We start from the raw sequence: 22304 nt of genomic DNA, 5'->3' as shown, positions 1-22304 counted from the left end.
CTCAGAAGTGAAACGCCGTAGCGCCGATGGTAGTGTGGGGTCTCCCCATGCGAGAGTAGGACACTGCCAGGCATCAAATAAAGCCGAGACCCCATGCCAAAAGCGTGGGGTTTTTGCTATGTGTGAAAGATAGAAAGCGGTATGAATAGCAGTCTTTTGGCGTGAAATATAGCGCGCTGGGAGAAGAATAAACGAGAAGGCTACCCTAACGGGTGGCCTTTTGGCGTTAAGTTAAAAAGAAACTCAATATAAGTAAGAGTAGCCGTTAGATGCCTTCTTCATTTAGCCTCATTTCTTACCCGTTCCCCTAACCAACTACAAATAAACGCTGCAATCTGTTCTGGCTGATTAATATCCAATTGTATGATATCAGCATCAATCGGTTTATCACTTGCTAAAGCGATAACATATTCATCGATCAGGTTTGAGAACGGCTTGCCCAAGGATTCTCTATAGAGCGCTATTTTGCTGATAGGCTCATGCTTAAAACCTTCAACTAAGATTAAGTCGATAGTTGAAGCATCCAGCCGGCTAGCAAGGTAGTGAAGATCTAATGGCTGTTGCTGCGGAGTTTCCGTCATTAATGCCCAACGGCAATCACTGGCAACTAACGTTTGATGGGCCCCTGCTTTGCGCAATTCATAGCTGTCTTTACCGGGCGTATCAATTTCCATATTGTGATGAGTATGTTTGATTAAACCAACCTGGATTTGGCGTTGTTGCAGTAAGGGGATCAGACTTTTTAATAATGTTGTTTTTCCTGTACCACTGTGTGCGGCTATACCGAGTAATGGGGGGATCTTTCGGTTCATAAAGGGCCTCTGTTATCTTTTTCCCATAACTGGCAATCTGCGGGGGTATTTAGGTTACTGAATTGGCTGGCTTGCCCACTAAACATTACACTTTGGGCATTGATATTTTCCATAAATATCATCAATTTGCGATCGCCTTTTGCCAGGTATTCAGCCAGTAGTGGTTTTAAACTAATATGCATTAAGGCTAATGTTGGATGTGCCCGCTCACTATCCTGAACATAAGCAGCCAAAGCTTGTCGTTTTCCTTGCCAAAGATGAGAAACTAAATTTGTAGGAAGCGTTGGAACGTCACAGGGAGCAAATACGACCCATTCGGTAGCTGAATAGCTCAATCCAGCATGTATACCCGCCAGTGGGCCTACAAAGCCGGTAATAACATCGTTAATGATGGGGATCCCACTTTTTTGATAGTATGCTTGATTGCGGTTAGCATTAATCAGTATCTCGTCAACCTGGGGTCTTAATCTGTCAATCACATGTTGAAACAGCGGCTTGCCATGAAGATGAATAAGTCCTTTATCATTTCCGCCCATTCTGGATGAACGACCTCCTGCAAGAATAACGCCTGTTATATTTGGCTGCATTTTTATCACTCCGCTGTATTCAACTGACGGATGGATTGTATCTTTAAATAGGAGGATGGGTCAGGATTTACTTTTATTGACAATCGGCTCTCTTTCCCTGTGTGAATATCCCTGTTACTTTGTCAGCATGTTTTTGAATAGGATAAATTTGCAATGAAATGCCATCGCGTTAATGAACTGATTGAGCTTTTACATCCAGCCTGGCAACAAGAGCCTGATTTAAACCTGGTGCAGTTCTTACAAAAACTGTCAGTTGAAGCAGGTTTTAAAGGTGAGTTTTTAGAGCTAACCGACGATATTCTTATTTATCATCTGAAAATGCGTGGCTCAGCATCAACAGAAGCCATCCCTGGTCTAAAAAAAGATTATGAAGAGGACTTTAAAACAGCCATATTACGCGCCCGTGGCATCATTAAAGATGAGTCATAACTCCTATCTGCGTAGATTGGGGCTTTGGTGATACTATTTCTTATTCTCAGCGCATCGCTGTCACTTATATAGACTGAATGTTGTTATGAACAGCTCTGCTTTTAATTTTCAAACGTTGTCTCCTGACCTGATTATGGATGCCCTTGAAGGGGTTGGACTACGGGTGGATTCAGGGCTAACCGCGCTTAACAGCTACGAGAACCGCGTTTATCAGTTTATGGATGAAGATCGTAAACGGTACGTGGTGAAGTTTTATCGTCCTGAGCGTTGGAGCCGTGAGCAAATTACTGAGGAACATCAGTTCTCGCTGGATTTGGCCGAGTCGGAGATCCCGGTGATTGCCCCATTGCAGCTAAACGGCCACACCTTGCACACTCACTGTGGGTTTTTCTTTGCGGTGTTCCCGAGTGTTGGGGGGCGTCAGTATGAGATCGATAATCTTGATCAGCTAGAGTGGGTCGGGCGTTTTCTCGGCCGGATTCATCAGGTTGGTGGTGATAGTCTTTTTGTCGCCCGTTCAACGATAGGTATCGAAGAATATCTGACAGAACCGCGCCAGTTACTGGCCAGTACTGCATTGGTGCCTGCAAAACAGCGGGATAAATTTCTGGCGGCGATCGATCTACTGATAAGTACTATTAAGCAATACTGGCACACTGATTGGCGGCCATTACGGCTACATGGCGATTGTCACCCAGGGAATATTTTGTGGCGTGATGGGCCGATGTTTGTTGATCTGGATGATGCCAGAAATGGTCCGGCTATTCAGGATCTTTGGATGTTATTGCACGGTGAACGCAGTGAGCAATTGATCCAATTGGATATTCTGCTAGAAGCCTATGGTGAGTTTGCTGATTTTGATCAGCGTGAACTCGCACTCATTGAACCTTTACGCGCGATGCGAATGGTTTATTACCTTGCATGGGTAGCCCGACGTTGGCAGGACCCGGCATTTCCTAAAAGTTTTCCGTGGATGGCGGAGTCTGATTTTTGGTTACAGCAGACTGCGTTATTTACAGAACAGGTGAAGCTGTTGCAGGCTCCTCCTTTGCAACTGATGCCTATGTACTAAAACTAAATTAATGCACTAAAACTAAATTAATGTACCAAAGCTGAGATAATGGAGATTGTTATAGTATGAAGAATATATGGTTAGCACTCGTTGGCATGGTGATGGCATTCAGTGCATCTGCCGCACAATTTACTGATGGTACCCAGTATCAGACGTTAAACAAACCGGTAACGGGTGAGCCTCAGGTTTTAGAGTTTTTCTCTTTCTATTGCCCGCACTGCTACCAGTTTGAAGAAATTTACCATATCCCTCAGGCAGTAAAAAAAGCATTGCCAGAAGGGACTAAAATGACCCGTTACCATGTTGATTTCCTTGGGCCATTGGGTAAGCAATTAACTCAGGCATGGGCTGTTGCCATGGCATTGGGTGTTGAGGAAAAGATCACTCCACTGATGTTTGACGGTGTACAGAAAACACAAACTGTACAAACTGCTGGTGATATCCGTAATGTCTTTATCAAAGCCGGTGTGAGTGGCGATGACTATGACGCAGCATTAAATAGCTTCGTGGTGAAATCACTTGTTGCTCAGCAGCAAAAAGCGGCTGAGGATTTACAATTACGTGGTGTTCCCGCGATGTTTGTTAATGGTAAATATATGATTAAGAACGATGGCATGGATACCAGCTCAATGGATATCTATGCTCAACAGTATGCGGATGTTGTTAAGTTCCTGCTAACCCAAAAGTAATTTTACAAAAAGAGGAGCTGGCTTTTTGTTAGCTCCTCTACCAATCTAATAACTACACAGCCCTCAGTATTTCAATTTTGTTTCTATCTATGCTATCAAATCATCATATTATCTCAGGTCGCTGTAGTGGAACTGAGCACTAATAATCTATTTTTCTTAGTGTTGGTTTTAACGGTTTCATATATTTCAGTGATGGGCATATGCGGATATTAGTGATGCTAAAAAGAGAATGCGAGGCCGTGGTGAGTAATAAAAAAAAGAGGGCGAAAATCTTTCATAAGCTAAATTTACTTACCTTGTATTGGCAACTTAATAAGTAATATCCACAATTTATATAAATAAATAATGACAGTAAAATAAAAAAACAATAACTGTAACATCATGATTAATATGATTTTAAATATTAAAACTCTGTAAGTTATCTGACGAATATAAAATGCACATGTTTTTACACACAAAGTTATCCACAGGTTAGATCTTTAGGATCTCTGTGTAAAAATGCTCTCTTTCGCACAACAATAGACGCTAAGATTCGTCTCTTGCCGCCAGCTATGGCATTCTTAGCGTCAGACCTTGCTGAATAAAGATGAAGACACTCTATGGCCCAGATTGCAGAAAACCCATTGATCCTCGTTGACGGTTCCTCTTACCTCTATCGTGCTTACCATGCTTTCCCACCGCTAACCAACGGTAGTGGCGAACCAACGGGTGCAATGTATGGCGTGTTGAACATGTTGCGCAGTCTGTTGCTGCAATATCGTCCAAGCCATGTCGCAGTTGTTTTCGATGCCAAAGGCAAAACATTTCGTGATGAGCTTTTTGCAGAATATAAATCCCATCGGCCACCGATGCCTGATGATTTGCGTGCTCAAATTGAGCCACTTCACCAAATGGTTAAAGCGATGGGGTTGCCTCTCCTGGTTGTTTCCGGGGTTGAGGCTGATGATGTTATTGGTACCTTGGCACAAGAAGCCGAAAAAGCGGGCCATTCGGTATTAATCAGTACTGGTGATAAAGATATGGCGCAATTAGTTACGCCAAACGTCACTCTAATTAATACCATGAATAACGCTATTTTGGGGCCACAGGAAGTGTGCGAGAAATATGGCGTTCCTCCTGAATTGATTATTGATTTTCTGGCACTGATGGGAGATTCCTCCGACAATATCCCAGGGGTGCCGGGTGTTGGCGAAAAGACGGCTCAGGCTTTATTGCAAGGTTTGGGTGGGCTAGATGCGTTGTTCAGTAATTTAGATAAAATATCCACACTGACATTCCGTGGCGCTAAAACTATGTCAGCCAAGTTGGAGCAAAATAAAGATGTCGCCTATCTCTCCTATAAATTAGCCACCATTAAAACAGATGTTGAATTGGATGTGACCTGTGATGAGCTAAAGGTTTCATCGCCGGATAATGACCAATTACATCAGTTATTCAGCCGTTATGAATTTAAGCGCTGGCTGGCGGATGTCGAAGCAGGCAAGTGGCTGGATGGTAAAAAAGATCGGCCAACGGCACAAACAAGTAATAAAGCGTTTGTGGCAACAGAACCGGCTTCTGTGGTTGAAGTCACCGCGGTGTTATCACAAGAGAATTACCAAACTATTTTGGATGAGAAATCCTTAATCGATTGGATTGAGCGCCTTAAAAACGCTGAGGTTTTCGCGTTTGATACTGAAACCGATGGTCTTGATACACTCAGTAGTCATTTGATTGGCATGTCTTTCGCTGTTGCACCGGGTGAGGCGGCTTATTTACCCTTGGCGCATGATTATCTGGATGCACCAGTACAGCTTGATAGGGACTGGGTTCTCGCCACATTAAAACCACTGCTGGAAGATGAAAAAGCCTTTAAAGTCGGGCAGAACCTTAAGTTCGATCAAAGTATGCTGGCGCGTTATGGTATTGAGCTGCGCGGTATCGCTTTTGATACCATGCTAGAGTCTTATGTTTTAGACAGCGTTGCTGGCCGTCATGATATGGACAGCCTGGCGGAACGTTACCTCAACCATAAAACCATCACTTTTGAAGAGATTGCCGGTAAGGGTAAAAACCAACTGACTTTCAATCAGATTGCATTGGAGCAAGCGGGTCCGTATGCCGCTGAAGACGCAGACGTCACTCTTCAATTACATTTGGTGTTATGGCCGAAGTTAGAGCAAAGCGAAGGGCTGAAGCGGGTATTCCAGGAAATTGAAATGCCGCTGTTGCCGATTTTATCCCGAATTGAGCGCACAGGTGTATTGATCGACCAGAATATATTGGCCGCACATTCAAAAGAGTTAACTATCCGTCTGGATGAGTTGGAAAAACAGGCTCATGAGTTAGCGGAAGAGCCATTTAATCTGGCATCACCTAAGCAGTTACAGGCAATTTTGTATGAAAAGCAAAAACTGCCTATTTTGAAGAAAACCCCTGGTGGTGCAGCTTCAACCAATGAAGAAGTGCTGGCCGAACTGGCGCTGGATTACCCTTTACCAAAAGTTATTCTTGAGTATCGTGGTTTGGCAAAGCTGAAAAGTACTTATACCGACAAACTACCGCTGATGATTAACCCGGTATCGGGCCGGGTACATACCTCTTATCATCAAGCTGTCACTGCCACCGGGCGTCTGTCTTCCCGTGATCCTAATCTGCAAAATATTCCGGTGCGGAATAAAGAAGGCCGTCGTATCCGTCAGGCTTTTATTGCGCCAAAAGGTTATCGCATTATGGCGGCCGATTACTCACAGATTGAGCTGCGTATTATGGCGCACTTGTCGCAGGATAAAGGGTTGCTAGCGGCATTTGCGGCAGGCAAGGATATCCACCGCGCCACCGCAGCAGAAGTCTTTGGTATGCCACTGGAAAGTGTGACAACTGAACAACGTCGTAGTGCTAAAGCCATTAACTTTGGCCTGATCTATGGTATGAGCGCATTTGGTCTGTCGCGGCAGTTGAACATTCCCCGTGGAGAGGCCCAGCGCTATATGGATCTCTACTTTGAGCGTTATCCGGGTGTGTTGGAATATATGGAGCGTACTCGCAAGCAAGCGGCGGATCAGGGTTATGTCACCACCTTAGATGGCCGTCGCCTCTATTTGCCAGATATTCACTCACGTAATGCTAATCGTCGCAAAGCTGCTGAGCGCGAGGCGATCAATGCGCCAATGCAAGGTACCGCTGCTGATATTATTAAGCGAGCAATGATCGCAGTGGATGCCTGGTTACAACAAGAGTCAGAACCGTTAGTACGGGTGATCATGCAGGTACATGATGAATTAGTATTTGAGGTTCATGAAAGTGTGGTGGAAAGTGCTGAGCAGAAAATTCGTGAGTTGATGGAGCAGAGTATGCAATTGGCTGTGCCGTTGAAGGTGGATGTCGGCGTAGGTGATAACTGGGATCAGGCCCACTAGTTGTATGGGTAAGTGACGATAAATAAAGCACTTCATGTAATTAAGCTACATTTCTTCGCCATTACGCAGGAAAGATGTGAGCTGAATCGTGACAATTAGTGTAACTATACAACAAAAAATTCTTTTGCCCTGCGAAAAAATGATGTAGAGTTACAGATGTAGGGTACAGAGGTAAGATGTTCTATCTTTCAAACCTTTTACTTCACGTAATCGGATTTGGCTATATATTAGCCGCCCCAGTCACTTGTTGACTGGGGCGTTTTTTATTGGGCTTTTGCTGGCGGTCTATAGCCGAAAGAGGGGTAATTACTCGCCTTCGTCGTCATACTCGTCAGCCATCACTTCAGGTGGGATCTCGCTAAACCAGGTATCCAGTTTTTCCCGCAATTTATCGACACCAATCTTTTTCAAAGATGAGAAAGCTTCAACCTGAATATCACCCATAAATGGAATGATAGCTTCCCGCACCATGTTCAGTTGGGCCTTACGGGCACCAGAGGCTAACTTATCCGCTTTGGTCAGTAATAAAAGAATCGGTGTACCGACGGTAACTGCCCAGGTAATCATTTGCTGATCCAAATCTTTCAGCGGATGGCGAATATCCATCAATACAACTAATCCTTTCAGGCAGTTACGCTTCTGTAAGTATTCCCCCAGTGCGCGCTGCCACTTCAGTTTCATCTCTTCTGGGACTTCGGCATAGCCGTATCCCGGCAAATCGACCAGACGTACGCCATCAATCACTTCAAATAGGTTAATTAGCTGAGTACGGCCCGGTGTTTTACTGGTTCTGGCCAGGCCTTTCTGGTTAGTTAATGTATTGAGAGCACTCGATTTACCGGCATTCGAACGGCCAGCAAATGCCACCTCAATACCTTCATCACGTGGCAGATGGCGGATATCCGGAGCACTGATGACGAAGTGGGTCATGTGATAGTTATAGTTTCTGATAGTCAAAATTTGTCGTCTCCGTGAGAGATAGCTTACATGGAGCGATTATAACTGCATCAGGCCCAAAAAAGGGGGTTTATCTTTTTTGTTAACATTTATGCATTCAGATGCACGGAGATACTGCATATAAACAGTACCTCCATAGGTAAGGTGTTGACCAACAAGGCGCACTGTTCGATATATTGCTCAGTCTTGTATGCGAAGGTATTGCTCTTGTGGCGGGTAACCATACTCACCTTGCGGGTATCAGAAGGTGCGAAAAAAGACGACAGGTTAATCTGCCACCTTTTTTCTTTCTCTTCTTTCTGCTAGATTCCGGCCCAATCCTATACTAAATCCGATCCCATACTCATTTACCCATTTAAGAGCACAGGTTATGAAGCAGCCAAATAAAGCACCACGCGCAAATATTGCGGCCCCGAAAGGCACCGCAACCCCAAAGCGTCATAAAAAGACCCGTGTAGAGCTTGATATTGAAGCCCGCGAACGTAAGCGTCAGAAGAGACACAGTGGTAATCGCTCTGGTGCGAGAACCAACGTAGAAGGCAGTAATAAGAAAGGTCAGACCCCGACTCAAGAGAAAGATCCACGCATTGGCAGCAAAGTGCCTGTGGCTTTGGTGATTGAGAGCAAGGTAAAAGCTAAGCCAACCACTAAGCCGGTAGCAAAAATTGAAGCCAAGCCTCGTCTGACACCGGAAGAAGAGCTTGCCAAGCTGGAGAACGATGAGCGTCTGGATGCTTTACTGGATCGTTTGGATAACGACGAAGTATTGGGCAAAGAGGATCAGGCTTATGTTGATTTGACGTTGGATCGTATCGATGCCCTGATGGAACAACTGGGTATTGAACTGGGCGATGACGACGACGAAGAGAAAGAAGAAAAGCAGGAAGATATTCTGCAATTGCTCAAGCGTGGTAATCCAAAAGAAATATTTTAAACCATGCAGTGGGTGATCCCAATAATAACCCTACTACTGACATGTTATCTATTGTGGTTATTGGGTAAACTATGGCGACTGTCGCAACGCAGAAAGCGGTTGCGCGGCGCTACTGCGGCCAGACAACGAAAACATCTGCCCTCTAACCGGCCCGGTAAGCGAAAATATCGGAAGGAATGAACATGTCTGAGCACGCTATAGTTTGGGATCTATCCCTAATTCAGAAATATAATTATTCAGGGCCGCGCTACACCTCGTACCCCACGGCTCTTGAGTTCAGCGAAGATTATAATGAATCTGCTTTTCAGCAGGCGGTGAATCGCTACCCGCAGCGCCCCTTGTCGCTGTATGTGCATATCCCATTTTGCCATAAGCTTTGTTACTTCTGCGGTTGTAATAAACTGGTAACGCGCCAGCAACATAAAGCTGATGAATATTTGGTGGTATTGGAAAAAGAAATCCGCCAGCGTGCGGCATTATTTGCCGGGCGTCAGGTCAGCCAGATGCACTGGGGCGGTGGTACGCCCACCTATCTGAATAAAACACAAATTACCCACCTGATGAATTTGCTGCGTGAAAACGTTAATTTTCTGCCCGGAGCTGAGCAGTCAATTGAAGTGGACCCGCGTGAAATCGAACTGGATGTTCTTGACCACTTACGTGCCGAAGGGTTTAACCGCCTGAGCATGGGAGTGCAGGATTTCAATAAAGAGGTTCAGCGTTTGGTTAATCGTGAGCAGGATGAAGACGTTATCTTCGCCCTTATTGCCCGCGCGAAAGCCCTCGGTTTTAGTTCGACCAACATTGATTTGATTTATGGTTTGCCAAAACAGACACCAGAGAGCTTTGCTTTTACCCTCAAACGGGTTGCTGAGCTGAACCCTGATCGCCTGAGCGTATTCAATTACGCTCATTTACCGAGCTTGTTTGCCGCACAGCGTAAAATTAAAGATGAAGATTTACCCAGTGCCGAACAGCGGCTGGATATTTTGCAACACACCATTAGTTTCTTAACCGAATCCGGCTATCAGTTTATTGGGATGGACCACTTTGCCCGGCCAGATGATGAGCTAGCGATTGCGCAGCGGGAAGGGACATTACACCGTAATTTCCAGGGCTATACCACGCAGGGTGAGAGCGATTTACTCGGTTTAGGTGTTTCTGCTATCAGCATGTTGGGTGACAGCTACGCCCAGAATGAAAAAGATTTAAAGACTTACACTGCTTGCGTGGAACAACGTGGCAATGCGCTGTGGCGCGGTCTAACCATGACCGAAGATGATTGCCTACGCCGTGATGTGATTAAAACGCTGATATGTCATTTCCAAATCAGTTATCAGCCAATTGAACAACATTATGGTATTCGTTTCGCAGATTATTTTGCCGAAGATTTTGAGCTACTGGTACCTTTCGAGCAAGACGGGCTGGTGGAGCGGGATGATAAAGGTATTCGTGTTACGCCATGCGGGCGCTTACTGATCCGTAATATCTGTATGTGTTTTGATATTTATTTGCGTAAACAGGCACGTAGGCAGCAATTCTCACGTGTGATCTGATGATGTCACCCTCAGTGATGGGGTGACTTTCAAATAGACTCGTCATACTTCAAGCTGCATGTGTGTTGGCTGCTTTCACTACTCGGCCCGTCCATGGGCCTCGCCTCTGCGAGGCCGCTGCAAGCAGCGTTTAAATCTGCTCCCGGCAGATTGGTCACCCGAATCATTGACTGGCGTCAACTCATCGGGATTAATGAGCCTCACCTTACGGGCTAGCATCAATGCTGTTCAAATCGGTTTTCACCGATTTATCATTCAATTGCCGCCGTCCTGCAACTCGAATTATTGAGAGTATAAAATTTACTCCATTCCCAGTTCTTTCAACTTCCGCGTTAAGGTATTGCGACCCCAACCCAGCAGCCGTGCCGCCTCTTGTTTATGGCCCTGGGTATGGCGTAATGCAGTGGTTAACAGTGTGCGCTCCATCTCTGGTTGGGCTTCAGATAACAAGTCCTGATGGCCGGAACGTAATGCGCGATCAGCCCATTGCGCCAGCAGTGTTGCCCAACTGTCTGGTGTGAGTTGACCAGAAACATCAGGGGTGCTGGCTTCAAATAGCTCGGAAGGTAAATCCTGCACCAGTACTTCCTGCCCGGCAGCCATCACCGTCAGCCAGCGACAGGTATTTTCCAGTTGGCGCACGTTACCCTGCCAGGGGAGGCGTGTTAGTGCGACTTCAGTTTCAGGATGCAGGATCTTGGCTTCCACCCCCAACTCTTTGGCGGCCACTTGCAAAAAGTAACGCGCCAGACGCGGAATATCTTCACGGCGTTCACGCAACGGGGGCAAATGTACCCGAATCACATTCAGACGATGGAATAAGTCCTCACGGAATTTACCTTCCTGAACGCGCAGTTCCAGATTTTGGTGGGTTGCAGCAATGATGCGCACATCCACTTTGACCGGCGCGTAACCCCCAACCCGATAAAATTGCCCATCCGCCAGAACGCGTAGCAGGCGGGTTTGCACATCCAATGGCATATCACCGATTTCATCTAAGAATAGTGTGCCGCCGTCAGCTTGTTCAAAGCGGCCCTGACGCACCTGATTGGCACCGGTAAACGCCCCTTTTTCGTGACCGAACAGTTCGGACTCAATTAAGTCTTTTGGAATAGCCGCCATATTCAGTGCGATAAAAGGGGCTTTAGCCCGTGGGCTATGGCGGTGTAACGCATGTGCTACCAACTCTTTACCGGTACCAGACTCACCGTTAATCAGCACACTGATTGATGAACGAGACAAGCGTCCAATAATGCGGAATACATCCTGCATCGCTGGGGCTTCACCGATGATATCGGCGGTCGGGCCGCTGACGGGTTGGCTGCGTGGCGGTTGTTGCTGTTCTTGGTAATGGCTAATTGCTCGTTCAACCAGAGCCACTGCTTCATCGATATCAAAAGGCTTGGGCAGATAATCAAACGCCCCTTGCTGATAGGCGCTGACCGCAGCATCTAAATCTGAATGCGCGGTCATTATGATGACCGGGAGCATAGGATGGCGCTGCTTGATCTGTTTCAGCAGTGCTAATCCATCCATACCGGGCATGCGGATATCAGATAACAACACATCCGGCGTTTGCGTAGCCAGCGCCTCCAACACCTGATTACCGCTATCGAATGTTGTACAGTTCAGGCCCGCTCCAGTCAGCGCGCGTTCAAGCACCCAGCGGATGGAGCTATCGTCATCGACGATCCAGACTATCCCTTGTTGCATAGAAACCTCACTGGCGAATAGGCAGGTAGACCGAGAATTCGGTGTGTCCCGGCCAACTGTTAAATTCAATTTTACCCGAATGTTGATCGATAAGATTACGGGCGATAGACAGGCCAAGGCCGGTTCCTCCCTCGCGACCACTGACCATCGGATAAAACACGGTATCTTGTAACTGCGTTGGCACGCCGGGGCCATCATCTTCAATATCAATCCGTGCCGCTAAACGGTAGCGCATACCATGGAGAGTGACCTGAAATGCGGTTCGGGTGCGAAACGTAATGGTGCCGCCTGCCTCACCCAAAGCCTGTAATGCATTGCGGGTGATATTAAGCAGCACTTGTTCAATTTGGTCTGGATCATGGGCCAGCTCAGGCAAGCTCGGGTCATAGTCACGGATTAACGTCACGTTATCCTGTTTTTCCAGTGAGACTAACCGGCAAACCCGTTCAGCAACCTGATGGATGCTTTGTGTAACATGTTGGCCGGGCCGTTGTGGGCCTAATAAACGATCAACCAGGTTGCGCAAGCGATCTGCCTGCTCGATGATCACTTTGGTATATTCCAGCAATGCCGGATCGGGTAGTGCTTTCGACAGTAATTGTGCCGCCCCGCGTAAGCCACCGAGCGGGTTCTTAATCTCGTGAGCCAGCCCGCGAACCAAATCACGCGCCGCCACTTGCTGCGCATGTTGCAATTGCTCTTGGCTTAACCGCCGCTGATTATCCATCGGAGCCATTTCCAGCAAGATAAAACCGTCAGGCAGTGATTGTGCGGTCAGCGATAAAATATGTGCTCGGCCATCAACCACTAATGTCACTTCATTATCGGTAAAACCTTGCCCCGTGTTCAGGCTTTCCCGCATTAAGTCGATATTGAGGGAAAAATAGCCTAATAAATCTGGCAGAGGTGTACCAAAAAGTTTACGGGAGCTTTGTGCCAGAAGTTGCTGGGCCGCGGGATTGGCATAATGGATAGCCAAATCATCATCTAATAGCAGAATACTATTAATGAGAAAATTAAGGATCTGCCCAGCATCGGGCAGCGTGCCTGTTGCCATTACGCAGACTCCTGCACACGTTGGGTGCATTAATACCCTCCATCTTTCACGTTGTAGGTGTGTTGGCTGCTCTCACTCACCCGAATCACTTACTGGTATTGACCTTAAAAAATAAGTAAGCTCATCGGGATTCTCTCGCTTGCCGCCTTCCTACACCTTGAAATCTATTGGGTAAACTAAAACTTAAACGCTGTAATACAGTTCGAACTCAACTGGGTGCGGAGTCATACGTACGCGGTCCATTTCGTCTTTACGCAGGTCGATGTAAGCATCGATAGCGTCGTCAGTGAACACGCCGCCACGGGTCAGAAACTCGCGGTCTTCGCTCAGAGCAGCCAGTGCTTCGTCCAGTGAACCTGCAACTTTTGGAATCTCTGCTTCTTCTTCCGGTGGCAAGTCATACAGGTTTTTGTCCATCGCATCACCGGGGTGAATTTTATTGATAACGCCATCAAGGCCCGCCATCAGCAGGGCTGCGAAGCACAAGTATGGGTTAGCTGCTGGATCCGGGAAGCGCGCTTCAATACGGCGCGCTTTCGGGTTGGCAACCACTGGGATACGGATAGATGCTGAACGGTTACGGGCAGAGTATGCCAGCATGACGGGTGCTTCGTAGCCTGGGACCAAACGTTTGTAGGAGTTGGTGGTCGGGTTAGCCAAGGCGTTGATTGCTTTAGCATGTTTGATGATGCCGCCGATGTAGAACAGCGCCATTTCAGACAGACCCGCATATTTGTCACCGGCGAACAGGTTAGTGCCATTCTTGGACAAAGACATATGGCAATGCATGCCTGAACCGTTATCACCAAACATCGGTTTTGGCATAAAGGTCGCCGTTTTACCGAATGCGTGTGCCACGTTATGCACGACGTATTTGTAGATCTGAATTTCATCGGCTTTCTTGGTCATGGTGTTGAAGCGGGTAGCCACTTCGTTCTGACCTGCGGTGGCCACTTCATGGTGATGCGCTTCGACTACCAGACCCATTTCTTCCATTGTCAGGCACATGGCAGAACGCATGTCCTGTGAAGAATCGACCGGAGGAACGGGGAAGTAACCGCCTTTCACTGCTGGACGGTGGCCTTTGTTACCGCCTTCGTATTTGGTGCTGGAGTTCCATGCGCCTTCGATATCATCGATAGAGACATGGGAGCCACGGATGCTGCTACCAAAACGAACATCATCAAACAGGAAGAATTCTGGTTCTGGCCCAAACAACACGGTATCAGCGATACCTGAAGATTTCAGGAAGTCTTCAGCACGCTTGGAGATAGAACGCGGATCGCGGTCATAACCTTGCATGGTGCCTGGCTCAAGAATGTCACAACGGATAATCAGTGTGGAATCTTCGAAGAACGGATCCATAACAGCGGTGCTGGCGTCTGGCATCAGTACCATGTCGGATTCATTAATGCCTTTCCAGCCACCAATCGAGGAGCCATCAAACATTTTGCCTTCTTCGAAGAAGTCAGCGTTGACCTGATGAGCTGGAATAGTGATGTGCTGTTCTTTACCTTTAGTATCGGTGAAACGCAAATCAACGAATTTCACTTCGTGCTCATTCAGCATCGTCAAAACATGTTCAGCGGACATACTTATATCTCCCGGATTTGTCATAGTCGTCGTCGTGGAACGATTACCGTGTATTGCTAGGTTTATGGTGTTCTGCTATTGGTCAAAACAGCAAACTTGTCACTTTTTATTTCGTACTGTTATTCGTGCTGCCTATTCATGCTAAAATACATTGCGAAATCTATGCCAACTTTCCAAACGCCCCGTTTATGCCATATCATAGGGGTCTGCTGATAATCAGTATGCACCAGGATAGTTATATTGCACTATTTTGGTGCTTCATTTGCGCCGTTGGGCACTGTATTGGTGCAATAATGGGCCGAAAGGCTATTTTTGCACCGTGAAAGGGATCACAAACTAACCGCCGTCAGGTTGTTTATAAGAGAAGTTTGTGATCTTGTTTAGTCCCTCGCTTATTACGTGTACAATAGCGCGCTATTTCTAAAAATGCCTGAGGCAAAAAAGCTGTGATCGAGAATCTGCGTAACATCGCCATTATTGCGCACGTTGACCATGGGAAAACCACCCTGGTTGATAAGTTGCTACAACAATCTGGTACGTTCGATGGACGTGCTGAAGCAACTGAACGTGTAATGGACTCCAACGATTTGGAGAAAGAGCGTGGGATAACCATCCTCGCGAAAAATACCGCCATTAACTGGAAAGACTACCGCATCAACATCGTGGATACCCCAGGTCACGCCGATTTCGGTGGTGAGGTTGAGCGTGTAATGTCTATGGTTGACTCTGTGCTGCTGGTCGTCGACGCAATGGATGGCCCAATGCCGCAGACCCGTTTCGTGACCAAAAAAGCTTTTGCTCATGGTCTGAAACCAATCGTGGTTATTAACAAAGTTGACCGTCCTGGCGCGCGTCCTGACTGGGTTGTGGATCAGGTGTTTGACCTGTTCGTTAACCTGGATGCAACCGACGAACAACTGGACTTCCCAATTATTTATGCATCTGCATTGTTGGGTATTGCCGGTGAAGACCACAATGAGATGGCGGCAGACATGACCCCGCTGTATCAAGCAATCATCGACCATGTACCCGCGCCAGACGTAGACAGCACCGGTCCATTGCAGATGCAAATCTCCCAGTTGGACTACAACAACTACGTAGGTGTTATCGGTATTGGCCGTATCAAACGTGGTGTTGTTAAGCCTAACCAGCAAGTGACTATTATCGATAGCGAAGGCAAGACCCGCAACGGTAAAGTCGGTAAAGTGCTGGGCCATATGGGTCTGGAACGTATCGAAACCTCACTGGCTGAAGCAGGCGATATCATTGCTATCACCGGTCTGGGCGAGTTGAACATCTCTGACACTATCTGTGACGTGACTGCTGTTGAAGCATTACCGCCGCTGTCTGTTGATGAACCAACCGTTACCATGTATTTCTGCGTTAACACCTCTCCGTTCTGTGGTAAAGAAGGCAAGTACGTGACTTCACGTCAGATTCTTGACCGTCTGAACAAAGAGCTGATCCATAACGTAGCACTGCGTGTTGAAGAAACTGAAGATGCTGATGCATTCCGTGTATCAGGCCGTGGTGAGCTTCACCTGTCGGTTCTGATCGAAAATATGCGTCGCGAAGGTTTCGAACTGGCTGTATCTCGTCCTAAAGTTATCAACCGTGTTATCGACGGTCGCAATCAAGAACCCTTTGAAAGCGTAACTCTGGATATCGAAGAACAGCACCAGGGCTCAGTAATGCAAGCCATGGGTGAACGTAAAGGTGACGTGAAGGACATGGTTCCGGACGGCAAAGGTCGTATTCGTCTGGATTATATGATCCCAAGCCGTGGCCTGATTGGCTTCCGTACTGAATTCATGACCATGACTTCTGGTACTGGCCTGCTGTACTCCACATTCAGTCACTATGATGATGTGCGTCCGGGTGAGATCGGTCAGCGTCAAAATGGCGTGCTGATTTCTAACGGTCAGGGTAAAGCTGTTGCGTTCGCATTGTTCAAACTGCAAGACCGCGGCAAGCTGTTCATCGGTCACGGTACCGAAGTGTATGAAGGCCAGATCATCGGTATTCACTCACGTTCTAACGACCTGACTGTAAACTGCCTGACCGGTAAGCAACTGACCAACATGCGTGCATCTGGTACTGACGAAGCAACCACTCTGGTTCCTTTCCTGAAGAAAACTCTGGAACAGGCACTGGAATTCATCGATGACGATGAATTGGTAGAAGTTACCCCGCAATCAATCCGCATCCGTAAGCGTCATCTAACGGAAAACGATCGTAAGCGTGCAGGACGTGGTCCAAGAGAAGGTTAATTCTTCTTGGTACTGCTGATACTTAGGGCGCGAAAAGCGCCCTGAGTTCTCATCTTTCAAGCCGCAGAGGTGTTGGCTGCTTTCGTTCACCCGAATCACTTACTCGAGTAAGCTCATCGGGTCTCTCTCTTTTGCCGCCTTCCTGCAACTTGAAATCTGTTTGTTATAATGACCTCCGGTAAAAATATTATTTTTCCTGACTGGCCCCTCCTTTTTCCGCTTCTCCCTGTTCAGCCTTATATTTTCCCGTTACAGTGAAACTCACCATCTAATTGGGAGAACGCCATGCTGTATATCTTTGATCTAGGGAATGTGATTGTTGATATCGATTTCAAACGCGTATTAGGTGTTTGGAGCAAATTGAGCAGTGTTCCGCTGGCTACTTTGAGCGAGCGTTTTACTATGGGGGAGGTGTTCCAACAGCATGAGCGTGGTGAAATTAGCGATGAGGATTTTGCCCGCCAACTCAGCGATGAGATGGGGCTATCCTTGAGTTTTGAGCAGTTTGCCGAGGGATGGCAGGCGGTGTTTGTTGCTTTGCGCCCAGAAGTGATCGCTATTATGCATAAGTTGCGTGAAGAAGGGCATCGGGTAGTGGTGCTATCTAATACTAACCGGTTGCATTGTAATTATTGGCCACAGCATTACCCTGAGGTGGCGGCAGCGGCTGATCATCTGTATCTGTCTCAGGATTTGGCGATGCGCAAGCCAGAAGCCAGAATTTATCAACATGTACTGAGTGCGGAGAATATTCCGGCAGAACAGGCCGTGTTCTTTGATGATGTTGAAGCGAATATCGTTGCGGCCAGAATCGAGGGCATTACCGCCATTCATGTCACTGACCGAAAGGTTATCCCTGCTTATTTTTCCTGATAAGTTCTTTCTCTAATCATTAATGGGTTAGCCTTAGAGATAATGCTAGCCCAAAAAATTGTAACTGAGAGACGAACATGGCAAGTTTTCTGCGTTTTCGCTTTGCTACACCGTTTAAGCCCTGTGTCACTTTCGGGCGAATGCTCTATACCCGCATTGATAAAGATGGGTTAACGATGCTATCCGGGCATTTGGCCTATGTATCTTTGCTTTCTCTGGTGCCATTGATCACGGTAATTTTTGCGCTATTCGCCGCTTTTCCGATGTTTGCCGATATCAGCATAAAATTGAAAGCCTTTATATTTGCCAATTTTATGCCTGCTACCGGCGATATTATCCAAAATTATCTTGAGCAGTTTGTCGCGAACTCTAATCGCATGACGGTGGTGGGCACCTGTGGCTTGATTGTTACCGCATTACTGCTGATCTACTCAGTGGACAGTGTGCTCAACATTATTTGGCGTAGCAAAACTCAGCGCTCATTGGTGTTTTCATTTGCCGTTTATTGGATGGTACTCACGCTAGGGCCAATTCTGGTGGGGGCCAGTATGGTCATCAGCTCATATCTGCTGTCACTACAATGGCTGGCAAATGCCCGAGTGGACAGCATAATCGATGAAACATTACGGTTGTTTCCGTTATTGATCTCCTGGGTTTCTTTTTGGTTATTGTACAGCGTGGTGCCGACCGAGCGGGTGCCAGCCCGAGATGCATTGATTGGCGCACTGGTTGCTGCATTGCTTTTCGAATTGGGTAAGAAAGGATTCACGATGTATATCACGCTGTTTCCATCTTATCAGTTGATTTATGGGGTACTGGCCGTTATCCCCATTTTATTCCTCTGGGTTTACTGGAGCTGGTGCATTGTGTTGCTGGGGGCGGAAATCACCGTAACCCTAGGGGAATATCGTGCTCAGCGCGATAAGGTGAGTATTGAGGAAAGCCAGAGTAAGGAGATGTAAGGCATTATGATTGCGTTAATTCAACGGGTGCTCAGCGCCAATGTCGTGGTCGATGGGCATATCGTGGGTGAGATTGGCCCCGGATTATTAATATTACTCGGTGTTGAGCAAGAGGATACCGAGCAAAAAGCACGGCGTTTATGTGAAAAGGTTCTGGGATATCGAATTTTTGGCGATGAGAACGACAAAATGAACCTTAATGTCCAGCAGGCTGGGGGCAGTGTGCTGGTGGTTTCTCAATTTACGTTGGTTGCCGATACGCAAAAAGGCATGAGACCGAGTTTTTCCCGTGGTGCAGTTCCCGCAGAAGCCGACCGGCTTTATCAGTATTTTGTTGCCCAATGTCGTGAGCTTGGTGTAAAAACTGAAACGGGATTATTTGCAACAGATATGAAAGTCAGCCTGGTAAACGACGGTCCGGTGACTTTCTGGTTGCAAGTCTAGAGGCAGCATATCGCCTGGGCTTATGGCAGGGTCTGAGGGTTATGGCATAGATTTTATTGATAACTTTAAAAAGAGAATACTCCTATGTATCACTTGCGTGTGCCCACAACAGAACAAGAACTCAAAGATTATTATCAATTCCGTTGGGAAATGTTACGCAAGCCGTTGCACCAACCCGTTGGTTCAGAGAAAGATGCCTATGACGCAATGGCACATCATCAAATGGTTGTAGATGAGCAGGGCAACCCTGTCGCCATTGGTCGTTTGTATATCAATGCTGATAATGAGGCCGCTATTCGCTTTCTGGCCGTAGATCCATCTGTACGTGCTAAAGGTCTGGGGACGCTGGTGGCAATGACCTTGGAGTCGGTAGCGCGTCAGGAAGGGGTGAAGCGGGTGGTGTGTAGCGCCCGTGAAGATGCAGTCGATTTCTTTGCCAAGCTGGGTTTTGTTAGTCAGGGGGAGATAACCGCCCCACAAACGACGCCAGTGCGCCACTTCTTAATGATAAAACCAGTTGTAACCATGGATGACATTCTACATCGCCCTGATTGGTGCGGTCAGTTGCAGCAAGCCTGGTACGACCATATTCCGCTTAGTGAAAAAATGGGGGTGCGCATCAGTCAATATACCGGCCAGCGTTTTGTCACCACCATGCCGGAGGCGGGTAATCAGAACCCTCACCATACCTTATTCGCGGGCAGCCTTTTCTCCTTAGCTACCCTGACGGGCTGGGGGTTGATTTGGTTGTTACTGCGTGAACGTCATTTAGGTGGCACCATTATTCTCGCTGATGCCCATATCCGTTACAGTGCCCCAGTGACCGGCCGGCCCAGAGCTGTAGCTGAACTTAGCTCCTTGAGTGGCGATCTGGATAGATTGGCCTGTGGTCGCCGCGCCAGAGTGCAGTTAGATGTGAAGTTATTCGGTGATGAACACGTTGGTGCTGTATTTTCAGGGACTTATATGGTTCTACCCGTTGCATCCGGGGATGATGGGGTTAACTAATTCTCATTTTTCCGCCGCCCGTTCAACTGATAACAGATGAGCGGTTGTGTCGTATTAGAATAAATAAAAAACACAGAGTCTTTGGGAAATGTTTCTATATAAATATTTTCTAAAGCACCTGTAATAATATTTGTAGTTAAAATAGTACCTATTTATAAATCCTCTTTCTTAAATATTTCTGTAATAAAGACTTTATCACTGAAATATCTATAGCATGTTTACTGTTAAATACCGATATGCTTATATTTCAATAATCCTTTTTAGTAAATAGAGTAACTAATGCACTGGACGAGAGGTGCTAGTCGTTATTTAATAACTCAATAATTCCTGTAACTTATAAAGCCCCATTAATTAGCAAACGCTGGGTGTTATTAAATTACTCGCGGTGAGTAAGCTATATTCCTATCGATGCGACATGAATATAATAAGGTGACTATATTTCTTTAGTATTATAAATTATCGGAGTAAATAAAAAATGAATAAAGATTGGCATAAACAAGATATTTTAGCGGCTATTCGGAAAGAAAAAGGTTCTCTTTCAGCATTATCACGAGAGAATGGGCTATCTCCAAGTACATTATCTAATGCACTGACACGCCCGTGGCCAAAGGGTGAAGTGATTATTGCAGACGCTATAGGTGTTTCTCCTCAAGAGATATGGCCCAGCCGATTCATCGATTATCGAGGTCGTCTAATTATTAGAAGAGTAAGGAAAAATTAAACTTAGGAGGAAATCCATAATGGAGAACACACTATTAAATTCACTTAAAATGTTAATCCAATTTTGGGAAAATAGTTCAGAGGCTTGGGGGGTAAAGGATAATAAATCAGTATTCATTTATGCAAACGACAGGTTTGGTAAGTTATTAGGCTTACCGGATAAATTTAGTGTGGAAGGGCGGTTGGATGGTGAGCTTCCTGCTCCCACAGCAGAATTTCAGGCTGAATTTCAGGAGCATGACCGTCAGGCAATATTATCGCGAGAACGCGCGACAACGATTGAAATACATGCATTTGAACGACAATCCTACTTTCAGCCTTACTTTTGCGATAAATATCCATTAATAGATGAGAGTGGAATTTCACAAGGTCTTATTTTTCACGCCAGACCAGTGGAAGATATGATATTGACCCACTTAAATAAAATAAAAGTCCCGACATCACTTATCTTTACCCCACCATCAGAGTCATTCTCAAAAAGAGAGTGGGAGGTGTTATTTTATATTTTACATGCCTTCTCAAGCAATGAGATTGCTAACAAACTCCATTTATCACCCAGGTCAGTCTGTAATATAACCCAAAGCATTTATAGAAAAGCCGGCGTAACCAGTAAAAAACAGGTTATAGAATATTGTTATGAGAAAAAGATAAATAATTATGTCCCGCAAAGCTTCTTTGAATACTCGGGTTCCTTCCCACTTGCAGGATAGAGAGAGATAACAATTAAGAGGAAAACGATAATGGAAAAAACACTACTTAACTCACTGGAAGTATTAATACGTTTTTGGGAGAAAAGTTCAGAACCCTGGGGGGTTAAAGATAATCAATCAAGGTTTATTTATGCAAATCCTAGGCATCGTAAATTATTAGATTTATCTAATGATTATAATTTTGAAGGACGTTTAGATGGCGAGCTTCCTACATCAATATCAGATTTTCAGGCTGAATTTCAAGCACAAGATCGTCAGGTTGAATTGTCACAGGATCGTATTACATCGATTGAAATACATTTACTTGATGGACTTTCCTACTTTACGCCTTATTTTTGCGATAAATATCCATTAATAGATGAAAACGGTATATCCCAAGGGGTTATTTTTCATGCCAGACCAGTACAAAACATAATATTAACTCATTTAAATAAGATAAAAGTCCCGACATCACTTGTATTTACTCCACCGTCAGCGCTATTCACCAAAAGAGAGTGGGAAGTGTTGTTTTATATCTTAC

20 protein-coding genes and 1 rRNA gene are annotated in these 22304 nt (G+C 46.1%); 15 read left to right on the top strand and 6 right to left on the bottom strand.

Annotated features, from left to right (window positions below; translation table 11 throughout):
- Positions 1-72: ribosomal RNA gene (rrf, locus tag AEP37_RS28070) — 5S ribosomal RNA — on the top strand; the annotation flags it as partial.
- A 206-nt stretch (positions 73-278) separates the two neighbouring features.
- Here the strand turns inward: rrf and mobB are convergent.
- The gene (gene mobB, locus AEP37_RS20205; protein WP_049615049.1) at positions 279-812 is read right to left on the bottom strand and encodes a molybdopterin-guanine dinucleotide biosynthesis protein MobB; all 534 of its coding nucleotides are present in this window, start codon (positions 810-812) and stop codon (positions 279-281) included.
- On the bottom strand, positions 809-1399 hold the full coding sequence (gene mobA, locus AEP37_RS20200) for a molybdenum cofactor guanylyltransferase MobA (RefSeq protein ID WP_049615048.1): 591 nt from the start codon (positions 1397-1399) through the stop codon (positions 809-811). The genes mobB and mobA overlap by 4 nt, the downstream gene beginning before the upstream one ends.
- A gap of 153 nt (positions 1400-1552) precedes the next feature.
- Between mobA and AEP37_RS20195 the strand changes: the two genes are divergently transcribed.
- From AEP37_RS20195 to polA, 4 genes are all read left to right on the top strand, one after another.
- Positions 1553-1828, top strand: coding sequence for a YihD family protein (locus tag AEP37_RS20195; RefSeq protein ID WP_049615047.1), 276 nt, complete (start codon positions 1553-1555; stop codon positions 1826-1828).
- Positions 1829-1913: 85 nt separating this feature from the next.
- Positions 1914-2900 (top strand): serine/threonine protein kinase, encoded by a 987-nt coding sequence (locus AEP37_RS20190; RefSeq protein ID WP_049615046.1) that lies wholly within the window; start codon positions 1914-1916, stop codon positions 2898-2900.
- 65 nt (positions 2901-2965) lie between these two features.
- Complete coding sequence (dsbA, locus tag AEP37_RS20185; protein ID WP_049615045.1) at positions 2966-3589, top strand: thiol:disulfide interchange protein DsbA; 624 nt, start codon at positions 2966-2968, stop codon at positions 3587-3589.
- Positions 3590-4188: 599 nt separating this feature from the next.
- Positions 4189-6987, top strand: a complete 2799-nt coding sequence (gene polA / locus AEP37_RS20180; protein WP_049615044.1) for a DNA polymerase I — start codon at positions 4189-4191, stop codon at positions 6985-6987.
- A 306-nt stretch (positions 6988-7293) separates the two neighbouring features.
- Here polA and yihA read toward each other — a convergent pair whose 3' ends face one another.
- Positions 7294-7944: a ribosome biogenesis GTP-binding protein YihA/YsxC gene (gene yihA, locus AEP37_RS20175; RefSeq protein ID WP_049615043.1), complete on the bottom strand. Its 651-nt coding sequence runs from the start codon at positions 7942-7944 to the stop codon at positions 7294-7296.
- 370 nt (positions 7945-8314) lie between these two features.
- On the opposite strand from yihA, the gene yihI reads away from it, so the two are divergent.
- Together yihI and hemN are read left to right on the top strand one after the other, a co-directional pair.
- On the top strand, positions 8315-8878 hold the full coding sequence (gene yihI, locus AEP37_RS20170; RefSeq protein ID WP_049615042.1) for a Der GTPase-activating protein YihI: 564 nt from the start codon (positions 8315-8317) through the stop codon (positions 8876-8878).
- A gap of 182 nt (positions 8879-9060) precedes the next feature.
- The gene (gene hemN / locus AEP37_RS20165) at positions 9061-10434 is read left to right on the top strand and encodes an oxygen-independent coproporphyrinogen III oxidase (RefSeq protein WP_049615041.1); all 1374 of its coding nucleotides are present in this window, start codon (positions 9061-9063) and stop codon (positions 10432-10434) included.
- Between the two features lie 300 nt (positions 10435-10734).
- Here hemN and glnG read toward each other — a convergent pair whose 3' ends face one another.
- The 3 genes from glnG to glnA all read right to left on the bottom strand — a co-directional run bounded on the left by glnG (position 10735) and on the right by glnA (position 14797).
- Positions 10735-12147: a nitrogen regulation protein NR(I) gene (glnG, locus tag AEP37_RS20160; protein ID WP_049615040.1), complete on the bottom strand. Its 1413-nt coding sequence runs from the start codon at positions 12145-12147 to the stop codon at positions 10735-10737.
- A gap of 7 nt (positions 12148-12154) precedes the next feature.
- The gene (gene glnL, locus AEP37_RS20155) at positions 12155-13204 is read right to left on the bottom strand and encodes a nitrogen regulation protein NR(II) (RefSeq protein WP_049615039.1); all 1050 of its coding nucleotides are present in this window, start codon (positions 13202-13204) and stop codon (positions 12155-12157) included.
- Between the two features lie 183 nt (positions 13205-13387).
- On the bottom strand, positions 13388-14797 hold the full coding sequence (gene glnA / locus AEP37_RS20150) for a glutamate--ammonia ligase (RefSeq protein WP_049615038.1): 1410 nt from the start codon (positions 14795-14797) through the stop codon (positions 13388-13390).
- Positions 14798-15243: 446 nt separating this feature from the next.
- Between glnA and typA the strand changes: the two genes are divergently transcribed.
- The 8 genes from typA to AEP37_RS20115 form a co-directional block, all read left to right on the top strand.
- Complete coding sequence (typA, locus tag AEP37_RS20145; RefSeq protein ID WP_049615037.1) at positions 15244-17067, top strand: ribosome-dependent GTPase TypA; 1824 nt, start codon at positions 15244-15246, stop codon at positions 17065-17067.
- 285 nt (positions 17068-17352) lie between these two features.
- The gene (yihX, locus tag AEP37_RS20140) at positions 17353-17940 is read left to right on the top strand and encodes a glucose-1-phosphatase (RefSeq protein WP_049615036.1); all 588 of its coding nucleotides are present in this window, start codon (positions 17353-17355) and stop codon (positions 17938-17940) included.
- A 77-nt stretch (positions 17941-18017) separates the two neighbouring features.
- Positions 18018-18902 carry a virulence factor BrkB family protein gene (locus AEP37_RS20135; protein ID WP_049615035.1) on the top strand — a complete coding sequence of 295 codons (885 nt, stop codon included), beginning with the start codon at positions 18018-18020 and terminating at the stop codon, positions 18900-18902.
- 6 nt (positions 18903-18908) lie between these two features.
- The gene (dtd, locus tag AEP37_RS20130; protein ID WP_049615034.1) at positions 18909-19346 is read left to right on the top strand and encodes a D-aminoacyl-tRNA deacylase; all 438 of its coding nucleotides are present in this window, start codon (positions 18909-18911) and stop codon (positions 19344-19346) included.
- A gap of 84 nt (positions 19347-19430) precedes the next feature.
- Positions 19431-20354: a fatty acid biosynthesis protein FabY gene (fabY, locus tag AEP37_RS20125; RefSeq protein WP_049615033.1), complete on the top strand. Its 924-nt coding sequence runs from the start codon at positions 19431-19433 to the stop codon at positions 20352-20354.
- 475 nt (positions 20355-20829) lie between these two features.
- A complete protein-coding gene (locus AEP37_RS25250) occupies positions 20830-21075 on the top strand; it encodes a helix-turn-helix domain-containing protein (RefSeq protein ID WP_072086373.1) in 246 nt (81 codons plus the stop codon).
- 19 nt (positions 21076-21094) lie between these two features.
- Positions 21095-21784, top strand: coding sequence for a helix-turn-helix transcriptional regulator (locus AEP37_RS20120; RefSeq protein ID WP_049615032.1), 690 nt, complete (start codon positions 21095-21097; stop codon positions 21782-21784).
- Between the two features lie 30 nt (positions 21785-21814).
- Positions 21815-22304: PAS domain-containing protein (locus AEP37_RS20115; RefSeq protein ID WP_049615031.1), on the top strand; the 490-nt coding region annotated here is incomplete at its 3' end.

Source organism: Yersinia pekkanenii (assembly GCF_001152565.1).
In the GTDB taxonomy this organism is placed as follows: domain Bacteria; phylum Pseudomonadota; class Gammaproteobacteria; order Enterobacterales; family Enterobacteriaceae; genus Yersinia; species Yersinia pekkanenii.
Note: the sequence above shows the minus strand (reverse complement) of the source record. Positions and strands in the feature narration are given on the sequence as shown.

Bases quoted from the DNA above. Each gene is read 5' to 3' on its own strand.
- mobB (WP_049615049.1), bottom strand. From the start codon at position 812: ATGAACCGAAAGATCCCCCCATTACTCGGTATAGCCGCACACAGTGGT.
- mobA (WP_049615048.1), bottom strand. From the start codon at position 1,399: ATGCAGCCAAATATAACAGGCGTTATTCTTGCAGGAGGTCGTTCATCC.
- AEP37_RS20195 (WP_049615047.1), top strand. From the start codon at position 1,553: ATGAAATGCCATCGCGTTAATGAACTGATTGAGCTTTTACATCCAGCC.
- AEP37_RS20190 (WP_049615046.1), top strand. From the start codon at position 1,914: ATGAACAGCTCTGCTTTTAATTTTCAAACGTTGTCTCCTGACCTGATT.
- dsbA (WP_049615045.1), top strand. From the start codon at position 2,966: ATGAAGAATATATGGTTAGCACTCGTTGGCATGGTGATGGCATTCAGT.
- polA (WP_049615044.1), top strand. From the start codon at position 4,189: ATGGCCCAGATTGCAGAAAACCCATTGATCCTCGTTGACGGTTCCTCT.
- yihI (WP_049615042.1), top strand. From the start codon at position 8,315: ATGAAGCAGCCAAATAAAGCACCACGCGCAAATATTGCGGCCCCGAAA.
- hemN (WP_049615041.1), top strand. From the start codon at position 9,061: ATGTCTGAGCACGCTATAGTTTGGGATCTATCCCTAATTCAGAAATAT.
- glnG (WP_049615040.1), bottom strand. From the start codon at position 12,147: ATGCAACAAGGGATAGTCTGGATCGTCGATGACGATAGCTCCATCCGC.
- glnL (WP_049615039.1), bottom strand. From the start codon at position 13,204: ATGGCAACAGGCACGCTGCCCGATGCTGGGCAGATCCTTAATTTTCTC.
- glnA (WP_049615038.1), bottom strand. From the start codon at position 14,797: ATGTCCGCTGAACATGTTTTGACGATGCTGAATGAGCACGAAGTGAAA.
- yihX (WP_049615036.1), top strand. From the start codon at position 17,353: ATGCTGTATATCTTTGATCTAGGGAATGTGATTGTTGATATCGATTTC.
- AEP37_RS20135 (WP_049615035.1), top strand. From the start codon at position 18,018: ATGGCAAGTTTTCTGCGTTTTCGCTTTGCTACACCGTTTAAGCCCTGT.
- dtd (WP_049615034.1), top strand. From the start codon at position 18,909: ATGATTGCGTTAATTCAACGGGTGCTCAGCGCCAATGTCGTGGTCGAT.
- fabY (WP_049615033.1), top strand. From the start codon at position 19,431: ATGTATCACTTGCGTGTGCCCACAACAGAACAAGAACTCAAAGATTAT.
- AEP37_RS25250 (WP_072086373.1), top strand. From the start codon at position 20,830: ATGAATAAAGATTGGCATAAACAAGATATTTTAGCGGCTATTCGGAAA.
- AEP37_RS20120 (WP_049615032.1), top strand. From the start codon at position 21,095: ATGGAGAACACACTATTAAATTCACTTAAAATGTTAATCCAATTTTGG.